This is a genomic window from Micromonospora sp. WMMD723 (assembly GCF_049863385.1).
Lineage (GTDB): Bacteria > Actinomycetota > Actinomycetes > Mycobacteriales > Micromonosporaceae > Micromonospora > Micromonospora wenchangensis.
Window position 1 is genome coordinate 4,925,055 of sequence record NZ_JBMKNR010000001.1, and the last position, 25,490, is coordinate 4,950,544.

Annotated in this window: 11 protein-coding genes (1 of these 11 only partly in view); 5 read left to right on the forward strand and 6 right to left on the reverse strand. The window is 72.7% G+C overall.

Annotation, left to right across the window (positions count from 1 at the left end; genetic code table 11):
• The 5 genes in view from ACN261_RS21455 to ACN261_RS21475 are tightly spaced (at most 49 nt apart) and all read left to right on the forward strand, a layout consistent with a single transcriptional unit that may run on beyond the window.
• Positions 1–8,912 carry the 3' portion of an SDR family NAD(P)-dependent oxidoreductase gene (locus ACN261_RS21455; protein WP_425851793.1) on the forward strand. The gene continues 7,510 nt to the left of window position 1, outside the view, so 8,912 of the gene's 16,422 nt are visible here — the last part of the coding sequence; its start codon lies off the left edge, out of view; it ends in the stop codon at positions 8,910–8,912.
• Positions 8,909–14,122: a type I polyketide synthase gene (locus tag ACN261_RS21460; RefSeq protein WP_425851795.1), complete on the forward strand. Its 5,214-nt coding sequence runs from the start codon at positions 8,909–8,911 to the stop codon at positions 14,120–14,122. Before ACN261_RS21455 ends, ACN261_RS21460 begins: the two co-directional genes overlap by 4 nt.
• Before the next feature lie 49 nt (positions 14,123–14,171).
• On the forward strand, positions 14,172–14,993 hold the full coding sequence (locus ACN261_RS21465; RefSeq protein WP_421481451.1) for an SAM-dependent methyltransferase: 822 nt from the start codon (positions 14,172–14,174) through the stop codon (positions 14,991–14,993).
• 47 nt (positions 14,994–15,040) lie between these two features.
• On the forward strand, positions 15,041–17,857 hold the full coding sequence (locus ACN261_RS21470) for an ATP-binding protein (protein ID WP_425851797.1): 2,817 nt from the start codon (positions 15,041–15,043) through the stop codon (positions 17,855–17,857).
• Positions 17,841–18,506, forward strand: a complete 666-nt coding sequence (locus ACN261_RS21475; RefSeq protein ID WP_421481453.1) for an O-methyltransferase — start codon at positions 17,841–17,843, stop codon at positions 18,504–18,506. Before ACN261_RS21470 ends, ACN261_RS21475 begins: the two co-directional genes overlap by 17 nt.
• Positions 18,507–18,663: 157 nt before the next feature.
• Here ACN261_RS21475 and ACN261_RS21480 read toward each other — a convergent pair whose 3' ends face one another.
• The 6 genes from ACN261_RS21480 to ACN261_RS21505 form a co-directional block, all read right to left on the reverse strand.
• Positions 18,664–19,872 (reverse strand): iron-containing alcohol dehydrogenase, encoded by a 1,209-nt coding sequence (locus tag ACN261_RS21480; protein ID WP_421481454.1) that lies wholly within the window; start codon positions 19,870–19,872, stop codon positions 18,664–18,666.
• Between the two features lie 57 nt (positions 19,873–19,929).
• Positions 19,930–21,390, reverse strand: a complete 1,461-nt coding sequence (locus tag ACN261_RS21485; RefSeq protein WP_425851799.1) for an NAD-dependent succinate-semialdehyde dehydrogenase — start codon at positions 21,388–21,390, stop codon at positions 19,930–19,932.
• A gap of 99 nt (positions 21,391–21,489) precedes the next feature.
• Entirely contained in the window at positions 21,490–22,566 is a 1,077-nt protein-coding gene (locus tag ACN261_RS21490) for an ABC transporter ATP-binding protein (protein WP_204926725.1), read from the reverse strand.
• Positions 22,566–23,633: an ABC transporter ATP-binding protein gene (locus ACN261_RS21495; protein ID WP_421481457.1), complete on the reverse strand. Its 1,068-nt coding sequence runs from the start codon at positions 23,631–23,633 to the stop codon at positions 22,566–22,568. Before ACN261_RS21495 ends, ACN261_RS21490 begins: the two co-directional genes overlap by 1 nt.
• Positions 23,633–24,550, reverse strand: coding sequence for a carbohydrate ABC transporter permease (locus tag ACN261_RS21500; RefSeq protein WP_425851801.1), 918 nt, complete (start codon positions 24,548–24,550; stop codon positions 23,633–23,635). Before ACN261_RS21500 ends, ACN261_RS21495 begins: the two co-directional genes overlap by 1 nt.
• Positions 24,550–25,449 (reverse strand): carbohydrate ABC transporter permease, encoded by a 900-nt coding sequence (locus ACN261_RS21505; RefSeq protein ID WP_421481459.1) that lies wholly within the window; start codon positions 25,447–25,449, stop codon positions 24,550–24,552. Before ACN261_RS21505 ends, ACN261_RS21500 begins: the two co-directional genes overlap by 1 nt.
• Positions 25,450–25,490 lie beyond the last annotated feature (41 nt).

Consider the following 25,490-nt stretch of genomic DNA (forward strand, 5'->3'; position numbering starts at 1 on the left):
CCGGGGAGTGCTCGCTGGCCCTGGCCGGTGGCGCCACCATCATGTCCACCCCCGGTCTCTACGTGGACTTCGGTCACCAACGTGCGTTGTCCCCCGACGGGCGGTGCCGGCCCTATTCGGACGCGGCGGACGGCACGGGCTTCTCCGAGGGTGTGGGTGTGGTGGTGGTGGAGCGGTTGTCGGAGGCGCGTCGTCGGGGTCATCGGGTGTTGGCGGTGGTGCGGGGGAGTGCGGTTAATCAGGATGGTGCGTCGAATGGGTTGACGGCGCCGAGTGGGTTGGCTCAGCAGCGGGTGATTCGTCGGGCGTTGGGTGTGGCGGGTTTGGGTGTGGGTGATGTGGATGTGGTGGAGGGGCATGGGACGGGGACGCGGTTGGGGGATCCGATTGAGGTGGGGGCGTTGGTGGGGACGTATGGGCGGGGTCGGGTGGTGGGGCGGCCGTTGTGGTTGGGGTCGGTGAAGTCGAATGTTGGTCATACGCAGGCGGCTGCTGGTGTGGCGGGTGTGATCAAGATGGTGCAGGCGTTGCGGTTTGGGGTGTTGCCGGCGTCGTTGCATGTGGGGGTGCCGTCGTCGCAGGTGGATTGGTCGGGTGGTGGGGTTGCGGTGTTGGGTGAGGCGCGGGTGTGGCCGGAGGTGGGTCGGGTTCGTCGTGCGGGGGTGTCGTCGTTTGGGATCAGTGGGACGAACGCGCATGTGATCCTGGAGGAGGCGGGGGAGTCGGGGCCACCGGCCGGGTCGGCGTCGCCTGTCGCGTCGGCGTCGCCCGCCCTGCCGGTCGTGCCGTGGGTGATCTCGGCGAAGAGTCCGGATGGTCTGCGGGCGCGGGCGGAGCAGTTGGTGTCGTGTGTGGATCTGGATCTGGTTGATGTCGGGTATTCGTTGGCGACGACCCGGACGGTGTTCGAACATCGTGCGGCCGTCGTCGCTGGTGACCGCGCCGGGTTCCGCACGGCCCTGCAGACCCTGGCGAACGGCGGTGCGTCGGCGAATGTGGTGGCTGGTGTTGTGGGTGGTGGTGGGCGGGGTGTGGTTTTTGTGTTTCCGGGTCAGGGTGCGCAGTGGGTGGGTATGGCGGCGGAGTTGTTGGTGTCGTCGCCGGTTTTTGCGGCGCGTATGGGTGAGTGTGCGGTGGCGTTGGCTCCTTTTGTGGAGTGGGATTTGTTGGAGGTGGTGTCGGGTGGGGTGGGTTTGGATCGGGTTGATGTGGTGCAGCCGGTGTTGTTTGCGGTGATGGTGTCGTTGGCTGAGGTGTGGCGGGTGTTTGGGGTGGTGCCGGATGTGGTGGTGGGGCATTCGCAGGGTGAGATTGCGGCGGCGTGTGTGGCGGGGGTGTTGAGTTTGGGGGATGCGGCGCGGGTGGTGGCGGTGCGGAGTCGGTTGTTGCGGGGGTTGTCGGGTGGGGGTGGTATGGCGGTGTTGGGGGTTTCGGTGGGTGTGGTGGAGGGTTTGTTGGTGGGGTTGGGGGGTCGGGTGGTGGTGGCGGCGGTGAATGGTCCGTCGTCGGTGGTGGTGTCGGGTGAGGTGGGGGCGTTGGGGGAGTTGGTGGTGCGGTGTGGGGAGTTGGGGGTGTGGGTGCGGGTGGTTGATGTGGATTATGCGGCGCATTCGTCGCAGGTGGATGGGGTGGTGGGTCGGTTGGGTGTGGAGTTGGGGTCGGTGGTGCCGGTGTCGGGTGGGGTTCCGTTTTGTTCGACGGTGGTGGGTGGGGTGGTTGATGGGGGTGAGTTGGGGGCGGGGTATTGGTGTCGTAATTTGCGGGAGGTGGTGGGTTTTGGGGGTGCGGTGGAGGGGTTGGTGGGTGAGGGGTTTCGGGTTTTTGTTGAGGTGAGTCCGCATCCGGTGTTGACGGGTGCGGTGGAGGAGGTGGTGGAGGCGGGGGGTGGGGGTGGTGTGGTGGTGGGGACGTTGCGTCGTGGTGAGGGTGGTTGGGGGCGGTTTTTGTTGTCGTTGGGTGAGGTGTTCGTGGGGGGTGTGGGGGTTGATTGGGGTGCGGCGTTGGTGGGTGGTGGTCGGGTGGTGTTGCCGACGTATCCCTTCCAACACGAACACTTCTGGCTGACCACGGTGGACCGTGCGCGGCCGACCTCCGCCGCCTGGCGTCACCACGTCGTCTGGCAACCCACGGACGTCGACACCGCACCACCGTCCCCCGGCGACGGCACCGCACTGCCCGGAACATGGCTGGTGCTGACGGCCGGAGACCCGTGGGGGACCGCCTGGGCCGAGGCGCTCACCGCCCACGGCATCGACGTCGTCCACGCCGACGTGCCGGCCGGCACCACCGGCCGGACCGAGCTGGCCGATGTGATCACCTCCACCGGGAGCGATCTGCGCGGCGTGCTGTCCTTTCTTGCCGCCGCCGACGAACCGCTGCCCGGCCACCCCGGCGTGCCCGCCGGGCTGGCCGCCACGGTGGCCCTCGTCCAAGCGATCGAGGACACCGGGAGCGCAGCGCCCCTGTGGCTGCTGACCGACGGGGCGGTACCGGCAGAACCCACCGACCCCGTGACGGGCACCACCGACGCCCTGGTCTGGGGCCTGGGTGCCGTGGCCGCCCTCGAACTGCCGGACCGCTGGGGCGGCCTCGTCGACCTACCCGGATCACCCGGCGACGACCAGGTCACCGCCCGCCTGTGCCGGATCCTGACCCGCCACGGCCGTGCCGACCGGTATGCCGTCCGGGCCGGCGGAACGTACGCCCGGCGGATCAGCCCGGCGGCCCGGCACACCACCGCCCCGGCCCGCCGACGGTGGAGAGCCTCCGGAACGGCGCTGGTGACCGGGGGAACCGGAGCCGTCGGCCGACACGTCGCGCGGTGGCTGGCCCGCAACGGCGTCGAACACCTGCTGCTCCTGAGCCGGCGCGGCCCCGACGCCGAGAACGCCGCCGAACTCACCGCGGAACTGACCGGACTGGGCACCCGCGTCACCATCGTGTCCTGCGACGCCGCCGACCGCGCGGCCCTGACCCGGGTGCTCGCCGAGGTACCCGGGCAGTTCCCGCTCACCGCGGTGTTCCACTGCGCCATGGTGCTCGACGACGCCGTGCTGGCCGACATCACCCCGGCCGGCCTCGACGCCGTCCTGCGGCCGAAGATCGACGCGGCGACCAACCTGCACGAGCTGACCCGGGACCTCGACCTTTCGGCGTTCGTCCTGTTCTCCTCCGTCGCCGGTGTCCTCGGCAACGCCGGGCAGGGCGCCTACGCCGCGGCGAACACGTTCCTCGACAGCCTCGCCTACCGCAGACGCCGACAGGGCCGCACGGCCACCTCCATCGCCTGGGGCGCCTGGGACACCCCGGACGCCGACCGACGCAACCGCAGGCTGGCCAGCCAGGGCCTCGTCGCGATGCGGGCCGAAACCGCCCTCGACGCCCTCCAGGAAACCCTCGACCGGGACGAGACCTTCCTGGTCATCGCCGACATCGAGGAGCACCGGCGGGCCCCGCAGCAGCCGGCGGAACCCACCGCGCCCACCGCCCGGCTCGACGGCATGTCCGTCCCCGAACAGACCGGCTACCTGCGGGACCTGGTCGGCGCGGAAGCGGCGTTCGTCCTCGGCCACGGCGACGCGTCCCGGGTCCCGGCGGACCACGCGTTCCGCGACCTCGGCTTCGACTCCCTGATGTCGGTGCAGCTGCGCAACCGGCTCAACCAGGCGACCGGCCTGCGGTTGCCGAGCACCGTCGCCTTCGACCACCCGACCCCCGTACGCCTCGTCGAACACCTCCGGGAAATGCTGACCGGCGGCCACCGCACGGAGCCCACCCCGACCGTCGTGGCCGTCGCCGACGACCCGGTGGTGATCGTGGGGATGGCCTGCCGCTACCCCGGTGGCATCCGGTCGGCCGACGACCTGTGGCGGTTCGTGATCGAGGAACGCGACGCGATCACCGGCTTCCCGACCGACCGCGGCTGGCCGGTGGACCTCTACGACCCCCGGCAGGGCGCCCCCGGCCACACCCACGCCCGGGGCGGCGGTTTCCTCCCCGACGCCGGTGACTTCGATGCCGAGTTCTTCGGCATCTCGCCCCGCGAGGCCCTCGCGATGGACCCGCAGCAGCGGCTCCTGCTGGAGGTCTCCTGGGAGGCCCTGGAACACGCCGGCATCGACCCGGCCACCCTGCGCGACAGCGACACCGGGGTCTTCGCCGGCACCAACGGCCAGGACTACGGAATGCTGCAACAGACCACCGCCGGCGTCGAGGGCTACACCCTCGCCGGACGCGCCTCCAGCGTGGTGTCCGGACGGGTCTCCTACGCGCTGGGCCTGCAGGGGCCCGCCATCACCGTGGACACCGCGTGTTCGTCGTCGCTGGTCGCTCTGCACCTGGCCGGGCAGGCGCTGCAGGCCGGGGAGTGCTCGCTGGCCCTCGCCGGCGGCGTCACCGTCATGGCCACGCCGACGACCTTCATCGAGTTCTCCCGGCAGGGCGGCCTGTCCCCCGACGGCCGTTGCCACTCGTACTCCGACTCGGCCGCCGGCACCGCCTGGTCGGAGGGTGTGGGTGTGGTGGTGGTGGAGCGGTTGTCGGAGGCGCGTCGTCGGGGTCATCGGGTGTTGGCGGTGGTGCGGGGGAGTGCGGTTAATCAGGATGGTGCGTCGAATGGGTTGACGGCGCCGAGTGGGTTGGCTCAGCAGCGGGTGATTCGTCGGGCGTTGGGTGTGGCGGGTTTGGGTGTGGGTGATGTGGATGTGGTGGAGGGGCATGGGACGGGGACGCGGTTGGGTGATCCGATTGAGGTGGGGGCGTTGGTGGGGACGTATGGGCGGGGTCGGGTGGTGGGGCGGCCGTTGTGGTTGGGGTCGGTGAAGTCGAATGTTGGTCATACGCAGGCGGCTGCTGGTGTGGCGGGTGTGATCAAGATGGTGCAGGCGTTGCGGTTTGGGGTGTTGCCGGCGTCGTTGCATGTGGGGGTGCCGTCGTCGCAGGTGGATTGGTCGGGTGGTGGGGTTGCGGTGTTGGGTGAGGCGCGGGTGTGGCCGGAGGTGGGTCGGGTTCGTCGTGCGGGGGTGTCGTCGTTTGGGATCAGTGGGACGAACGCGCATGTGATCCTGGAGGAGGCGCGGGAGCCGGAGCGGCCAGCCGAGTCGGGGCCACCGGCCGGGTCGGCGTCGCCTGTCGCGTCGGCGTCGCCCGCCCTGCCGGTCGTGCCGTGGGTGATCTCGGCGAAGAGTCCGGGTGGTCTGCGGGCGCGGGCGGAGCAGTTGGTGTCGTGTGTGGATCTGGATCTGGTTGATGTCGGGTATTCGTTGGCGACGACCCGGACGGTGTTCGAACATCGTGCGGCCGTCGTCGCTGGTGACCGTGCCGGGTTCCGCACGGCCCTGCAGACCCTGGCGAACGGCGGTGAGGGCACCGGACTCTTCCGGGCAACCGCCGCGCCCGCGCCCCGGCTGGCGATGGTCTTCTCCGGGCAGGGCTCCCAACGGCCCGGCATGGGCGCCGAACTGTACCGCCGGTACCCGGCCTTCGCGCAGGCCATGGACGAGGTGCTGGAGCGGCTACCGATCCGCGACGTGCTGTTCGGCCAGGACCGGGACCGACTCGCCGAGACCGGCAACGCCCAACCCGCCCTGTTCGCGTTCCAGGTGGCACTCTTCCGGCTGGCCGAGTCCTGGGCAATCGTGCCCGACCACGTGGCCGGGCACTCGATCGGCGAGATCGCCGCCGCCCACGTCGCCGGCGTCCTCTCCCTCGACGACGCGTGCACGCTGGTCGCCGAGCGCGCCCGCCTGATGCAGGCGCTGCCCGGCGACGGGGCGATGGTGGCGCTACGGGCGGGCGAGGAGGAGGTCCTGCCGCTGCTGTCCGACGAGGTGTCCATCGCCGCGGTCAACGGCCCCCGCGCGGTGGTGATCGCCGGCACGGAGGAGGCGGTCCTGCGGGTGGCCGCCGGATTCGACCGGTCGACCCGGCTGCGGGTCTCCCACGCCTTCCACTCCCACCTCATGCAGCCGGTCCTCGCCGACTTCCAGGCCGTCGTCGACCAGTTGACGTTCAACCGACCCCAGATCGACGTCGTCGCCGGTGGCGACGTCACCGAGCCCGGCTACTGGGTCCGCCACGTCCGCGACACGGTGCGCTACGCCGACCGCGTCGCACGCCTGACCGACCTCGGCGTCACGGTGTCCCTGGAGATCGGGCCGGACTCCGTCCTGTCGGCGCTGGGCCCCCGCACCGCGGCCAACATCCCGCTGTGCCGCCGCAACCAGCCCGAGGACGTCACCGTGGTCACCGCGACCGCACGTGCCCACGTGCACGGCGTCGCGGTGCACTGGCCGGCGCTGTTCCCGGGCGCCCGGCGGGTCGACCTGCCGACGTACCCCTTCCGGTCCACCCGGTTCTGGCCCGCCGTCAGCATCACGACCGGCGACGTCACCCGCGCCGGCCTCGACGCCGTCGACCATGCCCTGCTCGGCGCGGGAGTGGACCTGCCCGACCGGGGCGGACGGGTCTTCACCGGCCGGCTGTCCGTCGCCGCCCAACCCTGGCTGGCCGACCATGTCATCCACGGCGTGAACCTCTTCCCGGCCACCGGCTTCGTGGAACTGGTGCGTCGCGCCGCCCGGGCCGTCGACGATCTCGCCCTCGACGAACTGACGCTGCGGACACCCCTGGTCCTGCCCGCCGCCGGCACCGTGCAGGTCCAGGTGACCGTCGACGGCCCGGACGCCGCCGACCGGCGTCCGGTCGCCGTCTACGCCCGCACCGGTGACGACGACGGCCCGTGGACGCAGCACGCGGCGGGCCTGCTCTCCCCGGCGGGGCCGCAGACCGCCGGCCCGGCGGGCGAATGGCCCCCACCCGGGGCGGTGCCGATCGACCTCGACGGGCTCTACCCCGGGCTCGCCGGCCGGGGCTTCGCCTACGGCGAGACGTTCCGGGGCCTACGGTCGGCCTGGCGCGTCGGCGACGAGATCCTCGTCGAGGCCCGGACCACCACCGACCCGCAGGGCTACGCAACCCACCCGGCCCTGCTGGACGCCGTCCTGCACGCCTCGGTCTTCCTCCCGGACGGCCACCGGCCCCGGGTGCCGTTCCTCTGGAACGGGCTGCGCTTCCACGCGCCGAGCGGTGCGGTCCTGCGGGCGAGGGTGCGCCCCACCGGCCCGGACACCCTGTCCGTCGACGCCACCGACGAGACCGGCACCCCCGTGCTGACCGTGGAGGCGCTCACCCTGCGGGGCCACCCGGCCGACAGCCGGGTGCGCGACGCGTTGTTCGCGGTCGAGTGGCAACCTCCGCACCACCGCGACCCTGCCGTCACCGGCGGCCACGACCGGATCGACGTCACCGGTCGGGACGCCGGAGACGTCCTGGAGATCCTCCAGCACCGCTTGGCCGGCACCGCCGACCGGCCGCTGGTGCTCGTGACCCACGGCGCGGTCCAGACGACCCCGCAGGACGACCCGGCGCTGCCCGAGGCGGCAGCCGTCTGGGGCCTGGTGCGCTGCGCCCAGGTCGAACACCCCGGCAGGTTCATCCTGGCCGACCTCCCCGCCGACGGCACCGGGGAGCTGCCGGCCGACCTCTGCGGGTGGGACGAGCCCCAGATCGCGGTGCGCCCCGCGGGCGCACTGGTGCCCCGGCTGCTGCCCGCCACGGCCGACCTCGACCTCCCCGCCGTCGATCCGCAGGCCACCGTCGTGATCACCGGGGGCACCAGCGGCCTCGGCGCGCTGATCGCCCGGCACCTCGTGGCCGAGCACGGCGTCCGCGACCTGCTGCTGCTCAGCCGCAGCGGGCCGGCCGCACCCGAAGCCGCCGGGCTCGTCGCCGACCTGGGCGCGCGGGTGCTCGCCGTCGACGTGTCCGATCGTGCGGCGCTGGGCCGGGCCCTGGACGGTGTCCGGATCGGCGGGGTGGTGCACTGCGCGACGCTGCTCGACGACGCCCCGGTGACGTCGCTGACCCCCGACCGCGTCCGACGCGTCATGTCCACCAAGGTCACCTCCGCCGGGTGGCTGGACGAGTTGACCCGCGACCAGGACCTGTCGTTCTTCGTGGTGTTCTCCTCGCTCGCGGGGACCCTGGGCAACGCCGGACAGGCCGCCTACGCGGCGGCCAACGCGGCACTGGACGCGCTGGTGGCCCGCCGGTGGGCCCGAGGGCTGCCGGCCCGGTCGATCGTCTGGGGCCTGTGGGACACACCCTCGACCCTGACCGGCGGCATGTCGGCGGCCGACCGCGCCCGCGCGACCCGCGCCGGGGTCACCCCCCTGCCGACCGGGGACGGCCTGCTGCTGTTCGACGCCGCGCTGCGCTGCGCCCGGCCCGTCGTGGTGGCGGCCCGGCTGCACCCCACACCCGGGGAGGCGACCGCACCGGCGCTGCGGAGCCTGCTGCCACGGCTGGCACGGCAGGAGCCCCGCCGCGACGACATCCGCGACCGGCTCGCGGGACGCGCGCCGCAGGACCGCAGGCGGATGCTCGTGGACCTCGTGGGGGGCCACGCGGCCGCGGTGCTGGGACACGCCACGACCGCGACGATCGGCCCCCACCGGGCCTTCACCGACCTCGGGTTCGACTCGCTCATGGCGGTCGAGTTCCGCAACCGCCTCGACGACGCCACCGGCCTGCGCCTGCCCGCCACCATGGTCTTCGAACACGCCAACGTGGACGAGTTGGCCGGGCACCTGGACACGGTGCTGTTCCCCGCGGCCGAACCGACCGCCGGCACCGCCGACGACGAGCAGATCCGGCAGTTGCTGCACACCATCCCGATGAGCGAGCTGCGCGGATCGGGCCTGTTGGACCGGCTGCTCGCGTTGGCCTCCGGTGATCCGGCCCGGGCGGGTGCGCTGGAGGCGATCGACGACCTGGACACCGACAGCCTCATCGCGATGGCGCTCGGCGGTGCCCACCCGGGCGACCCAGACGAGGAGGTCCCGTCCCGATGAGCGACGAGAAGCTGGTCCAGGCGCTCCGCGCCGCTGTCAAGGAGAACGAACGGCTGCGCCTGCGCAACTCCGGACTGGCCGACTCGCTGCGGGAACCGATCGCCATCGTGGGCATGGCGTGCCGCTACCCGGGCGGGGTGGGGTCGCCGGAGGAACTGTGGCAGTTCGTCGTCGAGGACGGCGACGGCATCACACCGCTGCCCACCGACCGGGGCTGGGCCGAGGACCTCTACCACCCCGAGCCGGGAACGCCCGGGCACACCTACACCCGCGGCAGCGGGTTCCTGCACGACGCCGGGGTCTTCGACGCCGACTTCTTCGGCATCTCACCGCGCGAGGCCCTGGACATGGACCCCCAGCAGCGGCTGCTGCTGGAGGTGTCGTGGTCGGCGATCGAACAGGCCGGGATCGACCCGACCACGCTACGGGGCAGCGACACCGGCGTGTTCGTCGGCGCCATGTACCACGACTACCTCGGCAGCACCGGGACCGGCGCGATGATCTCCGGCCGGATCTCGTACACGCTGGGTCTGGAAGGTCCCGCGATGACCCTGGACACCGCCTGCTCGGCGTCCCTGGTGGCGTTGCACGTGGCCACCGGGGCGCTGCGGGCCCGGGAGTGCGGGCTGGCGCTGGTGGGTGGGGTCGCCGTCATGGCGACCCCGGAGGCGGTCATCGAGTTCGGCCGTCGCCGGGGACTGTCGGAGGACGGCCGGTGCCGGTCCTTCGCCGAGGCCGCCGACGGCACCGGGTTCGCCGAGGGCGTCGGCGTGCTGGTGGTGGAACGACTGTCCGACGCCCGACGCAACGGGCACACCGTGCTGGCGGTCGTGCGCGGTAGCGCGGTCAACCAGGACGGCGCGTCAAACGGCTTCACCGCCCCCAGCGTCAAGGCCCAGCAGCGGGTGATCCGCCGGGCACTCGCGGCCGCCGGCCTGGCCGCGGACGACGTCGACGTGGTCGAGGGGCACGGCACCGGCACCACCCTCGGCGACCCGATCGAGGCGCAGGCCCTGCTCGCCACCTACGGACGTGACCGGCCCCCGGAACGCCCGCTGTGGCTGGGCTCGGTCAAGTCGAACATCGGCCACACCCAGGCCGCCGCCGGGGTCGCCGGCATCATCAAAATGATCTTCGCGATGCGGCACGGTCGACTGCCCCGCACCCTGCACGTCGACGAGCCGAGCCGCCAGGTGGACTGGTCCGGCGGCGGCGTACGCCTGCTCCTCGAACCCCGCGACTGGCCCCGCGGACAACGACCACGGCGGGCCGGGATCTCCGGGTTCGGCGTCAGCGGAACCAACGCGCACGTCATCATCGAGGAACCACCGGCCGAGCCCGCCCAGCCGGCAGCCGGGCCGCACACCGCCGTGACGACACCCCCCGGCCTGGTCTGGCCGGTGTCCGGACACACGCCCGAAGCCCTGCGGACGCAGGCCCGGCGTCTGCTGGCCCACCTGGACCGCCAGCCGGAACCGGACCCCGCCGACGTGGCCCGCACGTTGACCACCCGCCCGGCGTTCCCGCACCGCGCGGTGGTCACCGGATCGGACCTGACCGACCTGCGACGGGGCCTCACCGCGGTGGCCGCCGGAGCCGACGACCCGGCCGTGTTCACCGGCGGGGCGCGACCGGCCGGACTGACGGCGTTCGCGTTCACCGGGCAGGGCGCCCAGCGACCGGGCATGGGCCGCGAACTCGCCCGGGCGTTCCCGGCGTTCGCTGCGGCGTTCGCCGCGGTCACCGCCGAGCTGGACCGGCACCTGCCGCGACCGCTGCGCGAGGTCGTCTGGGGCGACACCCCGGAACCGGTCGAGCAGACCCAGTACGCCCAGACCGGACTGTTCGCCGTCGAAGTGGCGCTCACCGAACTGATGCGGACCTTCGGCATCCGACCGGACCTGGTGCTCGGCCACTCGGTCGGCGAACTCGTCGCCGCACACGTGGCCGGGGTGCTGTCCCTTCCCGACGCGGCCCGCCTGGTCGCCGCCCGCGCCCGGCTGATGCAGGCACTCCCACCCGGCGGCGCGATGGTGTCGGTACGCGCCGACGAGGCGGCCGTGGCACCGTACCTGTCCGCGCAGGTGGCCCTCGCCGCGGTGAACGGGCCCACCGCCGTCGTGCTCTCCGGAGCCGAGCAGCCGGTCCTCGCGGCCGCCGCCGACCTGTCCGCCCGGGGCGTGCGGACCACGCGGCTCGCCGTCAGCCACGCCTTCCACTCCCCGCTGATCGAGGGCATGCTCGACGACTTCCGTGCGGTCCTGGCGACGGTGGAGCTACGGCCACCCGTCCTGCCGCTGCTGTCCGGCGTGACCGGGAAACCCGCCACGGCGGCGCAACTGTGCACTCCGGAACACTGGATGGCCAACGTCCGGGACACCGTCCGGTTCGCCGACTGCGTCGACGCCCTCGCCGGGCACGAGGTCACCTCCTGCGTGGAGATCGGCCCGGACGCCGTACTGGCCGGGCTGGCCACCGCGCCGGTGCCGTGGGTGCCGACGCAGCGCCGCCGGCTGGCCGAACCGGCCGCGCTCCTGGCCGCGCTGGCCCGGTCGCACGCCGACGGCCGGACCGTCGACTGGACCGCGTGGCTCGGCGACGTCGGGCGGCGGATCGACCTGCCGACCTACGCCTTCCAGCACAAACGGTACTGGGCCGGCGGCATCAGCCTGGGGCGCGACACCGGACCCGGCCCGTCCGCCCTCGACCACGACATCCTCCGGGAGGTGGTGGAATCCCCCGACACCGACCGGCTGGTGGTGACCGGCCGGGTGTCCCGGCACGCCCAGCCGTGGCTGGCCGACCACGCGTACGGGGCGACGGTGCTCCTGCCCGGCGCGGCGTTCGTCGACCTCGCCCTCACCGTCGGCCACCTGGTCGGCTGCCCCGTCGTCGACGACCTGACCGTCGCCACGCCGATGGCGGTGCCCGACCAGGGTGAGATCCCGGTGCAGGTCGTGCTGGAACCGGGCGACGCCACCGGTCGGCGGACCGTGCAGGTGTACTCCCGACCACCCGACCAACCCGGCTGGACCTGCCACGCCACCGGGACCCTGTCGGACCGGCAGCCGCCCCTGCCCCTGGCCGAACCGACCTGGCCCCCGGCGCAGGCCACGCCCGTGGACACCGACGGCACCTACGACAGGCTCGCCGACCAGGGCTTCGCATACGGCCCGGCGTTCCAGGGCCTGCGTGCCGCGTGGCGGCGCGACGACGTCGTCGACGCCGAGGTGACGGTGGAGGAGGCCGGCCGCCACCTGGTGCACCCGGCCCTGCTGGACGCGTCCCTGCACGCGGCCACGCTGCTCGTCGCCGCCGGCCTGCCCTTCGCCTGGACCGGCGTCGCGGTGTTCGCCCCCGGCGCCACGGCGGCCCGGGTGCGGCTGCGTCGCACCGGCACGGACACCGTCGCGGTCGCCGCGTTCGACCAGGCCGGCAGCCCCGTGTACGCGGTGGACTCCCTGACGCTGCGGCCGGTGACCACGCAACAGGTGGCGGCCGACACCGTGCTGCGGCGGGCGATGTTCCACGTACGGTGGCAGCCGACGCCGGCCGGACCGGAGCCCGCCGGGATCACCTTCGACGTCCGGCCGGGCGGCGGCGTGAACCCGCGCGACGCGGTCACCGGGGCCCTGCGACAGATACAGGAATGGCTCGCCGGACACCACGACGACCACGAACGGCTCATGATCCGGACGGCCGGTGCGGTCGCGGTGACTGCCGACGACACCGTGTCCGACCTGGGCGGCGCAGGAGTGTGGGGTCTGGTGCGCTCCGCCCAGGCGGAACACCCCGACCGCCTCGTCCTCGTCGACACCGACGGCACCCACGACGAGCGGACCCTGAGCGCCCTGGTCGCCGCAGGGGAGAGCCAGATCGCGGTCCGCGACGGCCGGACGCTGGTGCCCCGGCTGGCGCGGACCCCGGTGCCCGCCGCGACGGACGACGAACCGCTGGTGCCACCGGACGAAACGGTCGTCATCACCGGCGGCACCGGCGCGCTCGGCCGGCTGATAGCCCGCCACCTCGTCGTCGACCGTGGCGTGCGGAACCTGCTGGTGCTCAGCCGCAGCGGCCCGGGGTCGCCCGCCGCCACGGAACTCGTCGAGCACCTCGGGGCACGCGTCGTCGCGGTCGACGCCGCCGACCGCGACGCGCTGGCGCGGGTGCTCGCCGGGGTCCGGATCGGCGGGGTCGTCCATGCGGCAGGCGTGCTCGACGACGGTGTGGTCGAGTCGATGACGCCGGAGCGGGTCGCCGGCGTGCTCCGGGCGAAGGTCGACGCCGCCGTCGCCCTGCACGACCTGACCAGGGACCGACCACCGGCGTTCTTCACGATGTTCTCCTCCGCCGCCGGGGTCCTCGGCAGCCCCGGCCAGAGCGCGTACGCGGCGGCGAACGCCACCCTCGACGGCCTCGCCGCGCACCGCCGGTCGCTGGGGCTTCCCGCCCAGTCACTGGCCTGGGGGCTGTGGGCGCAGAGCGACGGGATGGCGTCCGCGATGGACGCGACCGGCCGCGCCCGGGCGGTGCGGGCCGGCGTCGCGCCACTGTCCGCCGCCGAGGGACTCGCCCTGTTCGACGCCGCGCTGCGGACCGACATGCCCCTGCTCGTGCCCGCGCGTCTCGACACGGCCGCGAACGACGATCCGTCGACCATGATGCGTGACCTGCGCCCCGTGCGGGCACGCCGCAGCACCGAACAGCGCAACGTGCTGCACCGGCTGGTCGGGTTGTCCCCCGGTGAGCAGCACCGGGTGCTGGTGGACGTGGTACGCGGCCACGCGGCGGCCGTCCTGGGTCATCCGGGCCCGGACGCCGTCGGTGCCGGACGGGCCTTCACCGACCTCGGGTTCGACTCGCTGATGGCCGTGGAACTGCGTAACCGGCTGCAGTCCGCGACCGGCCTGCGACTGTCGCCCACCCTGGTCTTCGACCACCCGAACCCCGAGGAGTTGGCGGCCCATCTGCGCGCGGCGGCCGGGCCGGCGCAGGAGGCCGCGCCGGTGCCCGTCCTGGCGACGCTGACCCGACTGGAGGCGCAGCTCGCGTCCCTGGACCCGGACGACGGCATCCGACCACAGGTCACGGACCGGCTCGGTCGCCTGCTGTCCGACCTCGACGACCGGTCGACGCCGTCCGGGATCGACCTGACCGGCGCGTCGCGGCGGGAGGTCCTCAACCTGATCGACAGCAGGTTCGGCGTCTAGCAGCCCTCTCCGCGTCCAGCAGACCCTGCAGGAAGGCCAGGCACACCACATGGCGAAGTCAGCACCGGTATCGACCGACGTCGGTCACATGTACGACGTCATGACCGAACTGTTCACCACGCTGCTCGACGGCAACATCCACGTCGGCTACTGGCACGACGACGGGGACCGGACCTCCGTCGCCGGGGCCGCCACCCGCCTCACCGACATGGTGATCGAACGCGTCTGCGCCGGACCCGGCAGCCAGGTGCTGGACGTCGGCTGCGGAGCCGGCACCGCCTCGCTGCGCCTCGCCACGACACGGGACGAGACGGTGGTGACGGGAATCTCCGTCAGCCACGGCCAGATCGACACCGCCAGGGCCCGCGCGCGGGAACTCGGCGTAGCCCACCGCGTCCACTTCCGTTACGCTGACGCCATGAACATGCCGTTTGGACCCGGTATGTTCGACGGGGCCTTCGCCATCGAATCCCTCATCCACATGCCGGACCAGGACCGCGCGCTCCAGGAGATCGGCACCGTGTTGCGCCCGGGCGCACGACTGGTCATCGCCGACATCATCGACAGACACCCGGCCAACGGCGCCGAAAAGGAGATCATCGACAATTTCTGTGCCGTGACACAGTGCCGCACCATCGCCGCGCTGCCCGACAGACTGGACCGGGCGGGCTTCGAGGTGCTGGAGTTCGACGACGTCAGCACCCACGTGATGCGGGCGTTCGCGGTGCTGTCCGACCGGATGCGTGAGGTCCGGGCCGACTTCGTCGGCAGGATCGCGCCCGCGCACTTCGACCAGCTGGTCGAACTGTTCCGACGCTTCAGCGCCGTCACCGCGGCCGGCTACGTTTTGGCGGTGGCCCAGCGCCGATGACCGTGCGGGGAAAGGGTCCATCCCATCGATCGGTGGGGAGTCACCAGGTGCTTTCCCGGTACCAGCTCGCCCTGCTCGCCGACCCGGCACCCGACGACGGGCGGCACCGGGCACCGCCCCACGGCCGGCCCGAACTGATCGGCAGATCAGCCGAGAGGGAACTGCTCGACTCCCTGCTGCGTGGCCGCGCACGCCTCCCGGCACTGCTGTTCAGCGGCGGGATCGGCGTCGGCAAGACGGCACTGCTGCGCGCCGCCGACGAACAGGCCCGCCGGGCCGGCCGTCGCGTCGTGTGGGTCACCGGCGCACCCGTCGAGGCCGACCTTCCCTACTCGGGCCTGCACCAGCTGCTCTACGCCCTGCGTACGGACCTCGGCCGCCTGCCCGTCCACCAGCGGGTCACCCTGTCGCGCATCCTCGGGCACGCCGACGGCCCCCTCCCCGACCGCCTGGCGACCTGCGCGGCCACCCTGTCCCTGGTCACCGAGCTGGCCGACGACGGTGGCCTGGTGGTGCTCATCGACGACGCCCAGTGGATCGACCGGGAGAGCACCGAACTGCTCGCCTTCGTCGCCCGCCGGACCTGTGACCTGGCCGGCCTGGTGCTGGTCGCCGCCGCCCACCAACCCGGACCACCGCTCGCCGCCGGACCGCACGTCCGACAGCTCGCCCCGCTGTCGGACCACGACGCCGGCCTGCTGATCGACGCCCGGCACCCCACCCTGCACAGCCGCGTCCGACGCGTCATCCTCGACCACGCCCAGGGCAACCCGCTGGCACTGACCGAGCTACCCAGGGCGCTCAGCCAGGAACAGCGGTGCGCGAGCATGCCGCTGCCGGTCCACCTGCCGGTGACCCCGAGGATCAGCGGGCAGTTCGGGGCACCCATCCGCGACCTGCCCGAGCCGGCCCGGCAGCTCCTGCTGGTCGCCGCCCTCGACGGGACGGCCCGGCTGGCGACGCTCACCGAAGCGACCGACGAGGCCGACGTGACCGCCCAGCTCGGCCCCGCCGAACGGCACCACCTCGTCACGGTGGGCACCGACCGGTTGCTCTTCACCCACCCTCTGGTCCGGCTGACCACCATCGACCTGGCCACCCGGGCCGAGCTGCGCACCGCCCACCGCCACCTGGCCCGGGTGACCACCGCCGACCCCGACGTCCGGGCCACGCACCTGGCGGCCGCGGCACTGGGCCCGGACGACTCGCTGGCCGAGGCCCTGGCGACGGCCGGGGACCGGGCCGCCGACCGGGGCGTCCTCACCACGGCCACCGAGATGTTCGCCCGTGCCGCCGAACTGAGCACCGCTGCGGCCGACCGCGCCGAACGGCTGGGCATCGCGGCCCAACTGGCCTGCCGCGCCGGCTGGCTCCGGTGGGCGGGACACCTCAACCCGCCCCCGGGGGAGTTCGGCGTCACCACCCACACCGCCGCCGTCAGCGCGTACCTGCTCTCCCTCGACGAGGGCGACGTGGACATGGCGCACCGTCGCCTCCTGCGGGTCTTCGACGACCCCACCACCAGCACGCCGATGCGTCGGATGGCACTGGAGATGCTGTTCCACGTGTGCGTCCTCGCCGACCGGCCGGACCACTGGGCTGCCCTGGACACCGTCCTCGCCCGTCCCGACTGCGAGTCGGCGGACATCGTCCTGCGCTGCCGCGCGATCCTCTCCGGCCGGGACGGCGACGCCGACACGATGCGTGAACGGTTCCTGGAACTGCTCGACCGCTGGCCGACGACACCGGCGGAACTCACCGCCCTGTCCACGGCGTCCCTCTCCGCCACCGCCGCCGCACTCGACGCGGTCACCGAGTTGCTGCCGGTGCTGCGTGGCCTGCCGGACGCCTCGGCCGACAGCCGGGGAGCACCGACGGCGAGGTTCGGCCTGCACATGGAGATCCTGGACCGCTACCAGTCGGGACGCTGGGACGAGGCGGAGACCCTCCTGCGGGAGAGCGCCACCGTCGCGGGCGTCAGCGGCCTGCGGACCCTGGAGGGCATCGCCCGCTGCCAGCGGGCGCTGCTGGCCGCCGTACGCGGCGAGACCGAACAGGCCCTGGAGTTGACCGACGAGGTGCTGCGCTGGGCCACCCCGCGTGGGATCGGGCTGGCGGTCATCCTGGCCCACCAGGCCCGGGCGCTGGTGGCCCTGGGCACCGGTGACCACGAACACGCCTACACGACCCTGTCCACCATCGCCCCCGCCGGGGCGGTGACCCGCCTGCCGGTCAGCGCCCGGCGCATCGTGTTCGACCTGGCCGACGCCGCCGTGCACACCGGGCACGGACCGCAGGCGGCCGCCTATCTGCAGGCGTTGCGCGACGGGGGATTCGACCGCCTCTCCCCGCGGATGACCATGCTGACCCACGGGGCCGCGGCCCTGCTCGCCCGGGACAGCCACACCGACGAGGCCTTCCGGCAGGCGCTGACCGCGCCGGGACACGAACGCTGGCCGCTGGAGCACGCCCGGATCCGCCTCGCCTACGGTGAGTGGCTGCGCCGCGCCAAGGAGATCGGCCCGGCCCGGGTGGAACTGGGCGCGGCACTGGAGGTCCTGGAGCGGCTCGGTGCCAGGCCGTGGGCGGTGCGGGCCCGCAACGAGCTACGGGCCGCCGGGCTGGCGGTCGCCCGGCCCGCCGAAGGGCCGGCCGGGCTCACCGCGCAGGAGGAGTCCGTCGCCAGGCTCGCAGCCCAGGGCCTGACGAACAAACAGATCGCCGTCCGGCTGCGCCTGTCGGACCGCACCGTCAGCGGACACCTCTACAAGGTCTACCCCAAGCTCGGGGTCACCTCACGGACCGGGCTACGTGACGCACTGGAGATACGAGCCGGAGGGGATACGGATGGCACAGCAGACTGAGTTCACCGAGGCACTGCTCGACTACGTCCGGCAGGTCTCGCTGCGCGACGACGAGATCCTCGCCGACCTGCGGCGGGAGACCGCCGCCCTGCCGATGGGCCGGGCGATGCAGATCATGCCGGAAGAGGGCCAACTGCTGGCCCTGCTCGTCAGACTGACCGCGGTATCGCTCTCGGTGGTCGAGGTCGGGACCTTCACCGGCTACAGCACGCTGTGCATGGCCAGGGCCCTCCCACCCGGCGGCCGGCTGGTCACGGTGGACATCTCCGAGCGGTGGCCGATGATCGCCGCACCGTACTGGGAACGCGCCGGGGTGGCCGACCGCATCGACGTACGCATCGGTGCCGCCCGGGAGGTCCTGGCCGACCTGGAGCGCGAACTCGGACCGGGCGCGGTGGACCTGGTGTTCATCGACGCCGACAAGGCGGGCTATCCGGACTACTACGAGGCCGCGCTGCGACTGGTCCGCCGGGGTGGGCTGGTCGTCCTCGACAACACGGTGTTCTTCGGCCGGGTGCTCGACGGGGACCACCAGGACCGGGACACCGCCACCATCCGGGAGTTGAACGTCTCGCTGCTCGCCGACGACCGGGTCGACCTGGCGATGCTGTCCTTCGCCGACGGTCTCACCCTGGCGGTGAAGCGCTGAACCGACCCCGCCCGCCCTGCCCTGACAGGCGGCCCACGGCCCGGTCGCCGACACGATACCTCCCAGGACGCTTCAGGGGGCGTGCCCCGGTCGCCCGCGCCGCAGGAGTAGGGCCCGGCCGCCGGGCACCGACCCCGGTGCCCGGCGGCCGGGCCCGTCAGCTCCGGTCGCCGGTCCAGGCCGCTTCGAGGATCGCGGTCAGGCTGGCGGTGTCGGTGGGCCCCGGATGGTTCTGGATCAGGCGGGTGACGCCGGAGGCCAGCTCCGCGAAGCGGGGCAGGTCGGCGCGGGCCACCCCGATGTCCGCCAGGGTGGGCGGGATACCGATGTCGGAGAGGAGCCCGTGGAGCCAGGTGAGGAACACCTCGGCGGCCTCGTCCGGCGCGGCGTCGGTCACGTCGAGCCCGCACACCCCGGCGAGGGTCGCCAACCGGTCACCGACGGCGTCGCGGGCCGCGTCCAACGCGTACGGCAGCAGCAGCCCGACGCCCAGGCCGTGCGGCGTGTGCGTGGCCGCGCCGATGGGGTACTGGAGAGCGTGCGGGGCCGCGTTGCCCGCGTGGGAGAAGGCGAGCCCGGCGAGCACCGACCCGTAGGACATGTCCGCCCGCGCGTCGGTGTCTCCGCCGTCCCGCACGGCCCGCCGCAGGCTCCGGGCGATCCGCTCCGCGGCCAGCAGCGCATAGTGGTCGGTGACCTGGTTGCGGCCGAGGAACACCTGCTCCACCGGGTCGCGCGGCCCGTGGGGCCGGGGTCGCGCGGTGTAGCTCTCCACCGCGTGACAGAACGCGTCGATGCCGGAGTGGGCGGTGACGGTCGCCGGGCAGGTGTAGGTCAGTTCGGGGTCGACGATCGCGAAGTCCGGCACGATGTGGACGCTGGACACCCCCACCTTCAGCGCCCGGTCCGGGTCGGTCAGCACCGAGACGGGGGTCAGTTCGGAGCCGGTGCCCGACGTCGTCGGGACCGCGACGAGCGGAATCGTCGGCCCCGGCACCCGCGCCTCGCCGTAGAAGTCGCGCGGTGTGCCCCCGTGGCACCGGATGACGCCGACGATCTTGGCGAGGTCGATCACCGTGCCGCCGCCGACGGCGAGGATCACGTCGGCGTCCACCGCGGCGGCGGCCGCCACGGCCCGGTCGACGTCGGCGAGGGGCACGTCGGGATTCGCGTCGGAGAACACCTCGACGACCTCGACCCTGTCCCGCACGGCGGCCACGATCGCGGCCACCCCCGGCTGCCCCAGCAGGGTCCGGTCGGTCACGACGAGGACCCGTGAGCCGTTCTCGGCCACCACCCGGGGGATGTTCTGCGCGACCCCTTCGCCGACGATCAGCTGGCGTGGTCCACGGACTGTCTCAAGCATGGCGGTGCCTCTCCGGAACGGCGGCGACGTGCTGGTCGGACGTCAGCGGCGGGACTGTCACGGCAGGTCGATCGCCGCGTAGGTGACGTCGAGATATTCGAGGATGCCCTCGTGCGACCCCTCCTTGCCGATGCCGGACTGCTTCACGCCCCCGAACGGGGCCGACGGGTCCGAGATCAGCCCCCGGTTGACGCCGATCATCCCGGTCTGCAGACCCTCGGCGAACCGCAGCGCCCGCTGCAGGTCACGGGTGAAGACGTAGCCGACCAGGCCGTGTTCGGTGTCGTTGGCCTTCGCCATCACCTCGTCGTCGGACGTGAACCCGATGATCGGCGCCACCGGGCCGAAGATCTCCTCCCGCAGCATCCGCGCGTCGTCGGGCACGTCGACCAGGACCGTCGGCGGGTAGAAGTGACCCGGCCCGTCCGGGCGCACCCCGCCCACCAGGACCCGGGCGCCCCGACCGACCGCGTCGGCGACGAGGTCGTCGAGCTTGGCGACCGAGGGCTCGTCGATCAACGCCCCGACGTCCACGCCGTCGTCGAGGCCGCGGCCCACCACCAGCGCGCCCATCCGCTCGGTGAACCGCTTCGTGAACTCCTCGCGTACCGGCTCCTCGACGTAGATCCGGTTGGCCGCGATGCAGGACTCCCCGATGTTGCGCATCTTGGCCACCAGCGCACCGTGCAGCGCGACGTCCAGGTCGGCGTCGGCGCACACGATCAGGGCCGCGTTGCCGCCCAGCTCCATCGAGGTACGCAGCACGTTGTCCGCAGCCTGGCGCAGCAGCACCCGCCCGACCTCGGTCGACCCGGTGAAGGACACCTTGCGGGTCCGGGCGTCGGCCAGCAGCGCCGAGACCACCGCACCGGAACGTCTGGTGGTCACCACGTTGACCACCCCCGCGGGGACGCCCACCTCCTCCATGATGCGGGCCAGCAGCAGCATGGTCAGCGGCGTCTGGGCCGCCGGTTTGGTGACCGTCGTGCAGCCCGCGGCCAACGCCGGGGCGATCTTGCGGGCCCCCATGGCCAACGGGAAGTTCCAGGGCGTCACGAACACGCACGGGCCGACCGGCTTCGGCACGGTGAGGATGCGGTACCCGCCGGCGGGAGCGGTGCTGTAGCGCCCCTCGACCCGTACCGCCTCCTCGGCGAACCACCTGAAGAACTCGGCGCCGTAGGCCACCTCGGCCCGCGCCTCGGCCAGCGGCTTGCCCATTTCGAGGGTGATCAGCCGGGCGACCTCCTCGGACCGGTCGGTCAGGGCCCGGTACGTCGCGGTCAACAGCTCCGACCGTTTCCGTGGCGGGGTCGCCGCCCACTGCGCCGCCGCCCTGCTCGCCGCGTCCAACGCGGCCAGCCCGTCGTCGACGTCGGCGTCCGCCACCTCGGCGACGGTCGTGCCGGTGGCGGGGTCCTCGACGGCGAAGGTGGCGCCGCTCGCGGCGTCCCGCCAGGTGTCGCCGATCCGCAGCCGCCGGTGCTCGGGGGCCAGGACGTCCATCGGGTCACTCATTGCGTCGCCTCCAGTGCTCTTCGTGGTGATGTCCGGCGTGCGGCGACGGACGGTTCACCGGCCCGCACCCCGCAGGCCGGCGTACCGTCGCCGCCCCGGCTACCGCCCGGCCGCCGACAGCGACAGTCCGGTGCCCGCGTCGAACAGGTGCGCCCGGTCCAGGTCGACCGTCACCCGCAGCCGCTCGCCGGGCGTACCGGTGACGGTGGGTCGGGCCTTGACCTTCAGGATCTCCGTGCCCACCCGCACGTCGACCACCGTCCGGTCACCGAGGGGTTCGAGCCCGTAGAGCTCACCGGGCAACGACGCGTCCCCGCGCCGCTCCACGGACAGGTCCTCCGCACGCAGGCCCAGCATCAGCGCCTGACCGTCCCTGGCGGTGGCCCAGCGGGGCCGGGGCAGCGTCCAGCCGGCCGCACCGACCAGTTGGTCCCCCTCGGCGTGGCAGGCGAGCAGGCTGATCGGCGGGCTGCCGACGAAGCCGGCGACCCACTGGTTGGCCGGCCGCTCGTACACCTCGGTCGGGGTGCCGACCTGTTGCACCGTGCCCTCCCTGAGGACCGCGACCTGGTCGGCCATGGACAGCGCCTCGACCTGGTCGTTGGTCACGTAGACGAACGTCGCCCCGAGGCTGCGGTGGATGCGGGTCAGCTCGGTGCGCATCTCGACGCGGAGCTTGAGGTCGAGGTTCGTCAACGGCTCGTCCATGAGGAACGCACGGGGGCTGCGGACCAGCGCCCGGGCCAGGGCGACCCGCTGCATCTCACCGCCCGACAACTGCGCCGGACGACGGTGCAGCAGCCGTTCGATGTGCAGCAGGCCCGACATCCGCTCGACGGCCGCGGCGATCTCACCCGCCGGTCGGCGACGTGCCCGCAGCGGCGAGGCGATGTTCTCGTACGCGGTGTGCCGGGGGTAGAGGGCGTAGTTCTGGAACACCATGGCCAGGTCGCGGACGGCCGGTGCGTCGGCGGTCGCGTCCCGGCCGTCCAGGTGCACCGACCCGGCGTCGGGCTTGTCCAGGCCGGCGATCGCCCGCAGGGTCGTCGTCTTGCCCGCACCGGACGGCCCGAGCACGACGAAGAACGCGCCGTCCGGCACGTCCAGCGTCACCCCGTCCAGGGCGCGGACCTTACCGAAGGACTTGCACAGCCCCTTGACCGCAACGGTTCCCATCAGGCCACCAGCTCTTCCGTGCGCACGTCGTAGACCGCCGGGGTCCCGCCGGTGTGGCGCAGCCCGACCTTCGCGTCGGCGGCGAACCGTACGGTCGGTGGCATCCGGACCCGCACGTCGCGTCCGCCGTCGTGGTCGACCACGTAGATGATCTCGTCGCCGAGCCACTCGGCCGACACCACGCGGGCCGGCACCGACCGGTCCGCGCCGGGTGCGGTGACCTCCAGCGCCTCCGGCCGCACGCCCGCCACCAGGGGACGGTCGCGGGGCAGCCCCGGCGGTGGCGTGAGGACCAGTCCGCCCTGACCGCGCAGCTTCCCGTCGGCCACCTCCACCTCGATGAGGTTCATCGGCGGGGAGCCGATGAACGCCGCGCAGAACAGGCTCGCCGGACGGTCGTACACCTCAAGCGGGGTCCCGATCTGCTCGACGCGGCCCTTGTTGAGGATGGCGATGCGGTGACCCAGCGACATCGCCTCGACCTGGTCGTGGGTGACGTAGACCATCGTCGCCCCCAGTTCCCCCTGCAGGTGCTTGATCTCGGTGCGCATGTCCGCCCGCAGTTCCGCGTCCAGGTTGGTGAGCGGTTCGTCCATCAGGAAGGCGCGTGGCCGGCGTACCAGGGCGCGGGCGAGTGCGACCCGCTGCTGCTCCCCGCCGGAGAGCTGACGGGGCCGCCGGTCCAGCAGCGGACCCAGCCGCATCAGCCGGGCCGCCTCCTCGACCCGCGCCTGCACCTCGTGCTTGGGCAGCCCCTCGGCCCGCAGCGGGAACGCCAGGTTGTCGCGGGTCTTCAGGTGCGGGTACAGCGCGTAGAACTGGAACACCATGGCGATGTCGCGTTCGGCCGGCGGCAGGTCGTTGACCAGCGTGTCGCCGATGTGGATGTCGCCGCTGGTCTGCCGCTCCAGGCCGGCGATCGCCCGCAGCGTGGTCGTCTTGCCGCATCCCGACGGGCCGAGCATCACGAACAGTTCGCCGTCGCCGATGGACAGGTCGACGTGCTCGACGGCGACCGTGCCGTCCGGGTAGCGCTTGTGCAGGGCGCTCACCTCGATGCCCGCCATCAGCGTCGCACCGCCCCGAGGGTCACACCGGCGACGAGGTGCCGGCGTACCAGGTAGGCGAAGACGAGCACCGGCAGGGCGAAGACCACCGAGGCGGCGGCCACCAGGCCCCAGTCGACGGTGGTGCCGCCGATCAGGCCGGCGATGGCCGGTGGGGCCGTACGCACCTCGTCGCTGGAGGTGAGGAAGATGGCGAACACGAACTCGTTCCACGAGAAGATGAGCGCGAACACCGCCGTCGCGGCGATGCCGGGCACGAGCAGGGGGAGGGTGAACTTCCAGAACGCCTGCAGGCGGCTGTAGCCGTCGAGCATGGCGGCGTCCTCGTACTCGGCGGGCACCTCGTCGACGAACCCCTTCATCATCCAGATCGTGAACGGGACGTTGAACGCCGCGTAGATCAGGATCAGACCGAGCTTGGTGTCGATGAGTCCGACCTGGCGGTACATGAGGAAGATCGGCACCACGACCACCACGGGCGGCATGAAGCGGGTGGACAGGATGAAGAACAGCTGGTCCTTCTTGGCCTTCAGGGTGAAGCGGGAGTACGCCCAGGCCGCCGGCACCCCCAGCACGGTGGCCAGCAGCGTGGACACGCCGGCGACGACCACGGAGTTGAGGAACGCCACGGACAGTGCCGAGCGGCCGCCGTCCGCGCCGACGAAGACGTCCCTGAAGTGGTCGAGGGTGACCGTGAAGCCGAAGAACTCGGCCGGCACGGCGTAGACGTCCCGGTTCTCCTTGATGGACGTCTCGATCATCCACAGCACCGGGAAGAGCATCACGACGGCCAGTGCGGTCAGCAGCACGACCTCCAGCACCGACCGGCCGCGGCCCCGGCGGCGCACGCGGCGTGCGGGGGACGGGCGGTCCGGGGTCGGGCCTGCGGACACGGCCTCGTCGACGGAGACGGCCATCAGCCCTCCTTGAGTTTGTTCAGGTAGCGCAGGTAGAGCTGCGTGAGGACGATGACGACGAGGACCATGAGGATCCCGTACGCCGAGGCGGTGCCGGTGTTGAAGCCCAGGAACGCCACCTTGTAGACGTGGAACGACAACGTCTCGGTGGAGACCCCGGGACCTCCGTTGGTGAGGATGTAGACGAGGTCGAACAGCCGGAACGCCTCGATGGCCCGGAACAGCACGGCGATGAGCAGCAGCGGCCACACCAGCGGAAGGGTGATGGTGCGGAACCGGAACCACTCGGACGCCCGGTCGATCGAGGCGGCCTCGTACAGGTACTTCGGGACGGCGGTGAGGCCGGCGAGGGCGATGAGCATGATGAACGGCGTCCACTGCCAGGTGTCGACGACGATCAGGGACACCAGCGCGGTCCGCTGCCGGGTGAGCCACTCCACCTGCCCCAGGCCGAGTGAGCCGAGCATGCTGTTGACCACGCCGAACTGCGCGTCGAGCATGAACCGCCAGAACAGCCCCACCACGACCGGGGACAGCATCATCGGCACCAGGAACATGGTGGTCAGCACGCCCCTGCCGTGGGTGCGCCGGGAGATCAGGTAGGCGATGGAGAAGCCGAGCACGGTCTGCAGGGTGACCGCGCCGACCACGTAGATCAGCGTGGTCAGCGCCCGCTGGTGGACCTGCGCCGACGTCAGGATGGCGGTGTAGTTGCCGAACCCGACGAACCGGGCGGGCCCTCCTCGGGTGGCCGAGTAGTCGGTGAACGACAGGTACAACGCCCACAGCAGTGGGAACACCGACATGCCGAGCAACAGCAGCAGCGCGGGGGAGATGAAGGCCACGGCGAGGCTGCGGTCGCCCAGCCGGCGGCGGGGCCGGCCCGGTGCAGGTGGCATCGCGGACGCCACCTGCCCGGGGCGGTCGGTCGTCAGCGGGA

What these genes read in the sequence shown, in the direction of transcription:
- ACN261_RS21460 (WP_425851795.1), top strand. Translation starts at nt 8,909, where the DNA reads ATGAGCGACGAGAAGCTGGTCCAGGCGCTCCGCGCCGCTGTCAAGGAG.
- ACN261_RS21465 (WP_421481451.1), top strand. Translation starts at nt 14,172, where the DNA reads ATGGCGAAGTCAGCACCGGTATCGACCGACGTCGGTCACATGTACGAC.
- ACN261_RS21475 (WP_421481453.1), top strand. Translation starts at nt 17,841, where the DNA reads ATGGCACAGCAGACTGAGTTCACCGAGGCACTGCTCGACTACGTCCGG.
- ACN261_RS21480 (WP_421481454.1), bottom strand. Translation starts at nt 19,872, where the DNA reads ATGCTTGAGACAGTCCGTGGACCACGCCAGCTGATCGTCGGCGAAGGG.
- ACN261_RS21485 (WP_425851799.1), bottom strand. Translation starts at nt 21,390, where the DNA reads ATGAGTGACCCGATGGACGTCCTGGCCCCCGAGCACCGGCGGCTGCGG.
- ACN261_RS21490 (WP_204926725.1), bottom strand. Translation starts at nt 22,566, where the DNA reads ATGGGAACCGTTGCGGTCAAGGGGCTGTGCAAGTCCTTCGGTAAGGTC.
- ACN261_RS21495 (WP_421481457.1), bottom strand. Translation starts at nt 23,633, where the DNA reads ATGGCGGGCATCGAGGTGAGCGCCCTGCACAAGCGCTACCCGGACGGC.
- ACN261_RS21500 (WP_425851801.1), bottom strand. Translation starts at nt 24,550, where the DNA reads ATGGCCGTCTCCGTCGACGAGGCCGTGTCCGCAGGCCCGACCCCGGAC.
- ACN261_RS21505 (WP_421481459.1), bottom strand. Translation starts at nt 25,449, where the DNA reads ATGCCACCTGCACCGGGCCGGCCCCGCCGCCGGCTGGGCGACCGCAGC.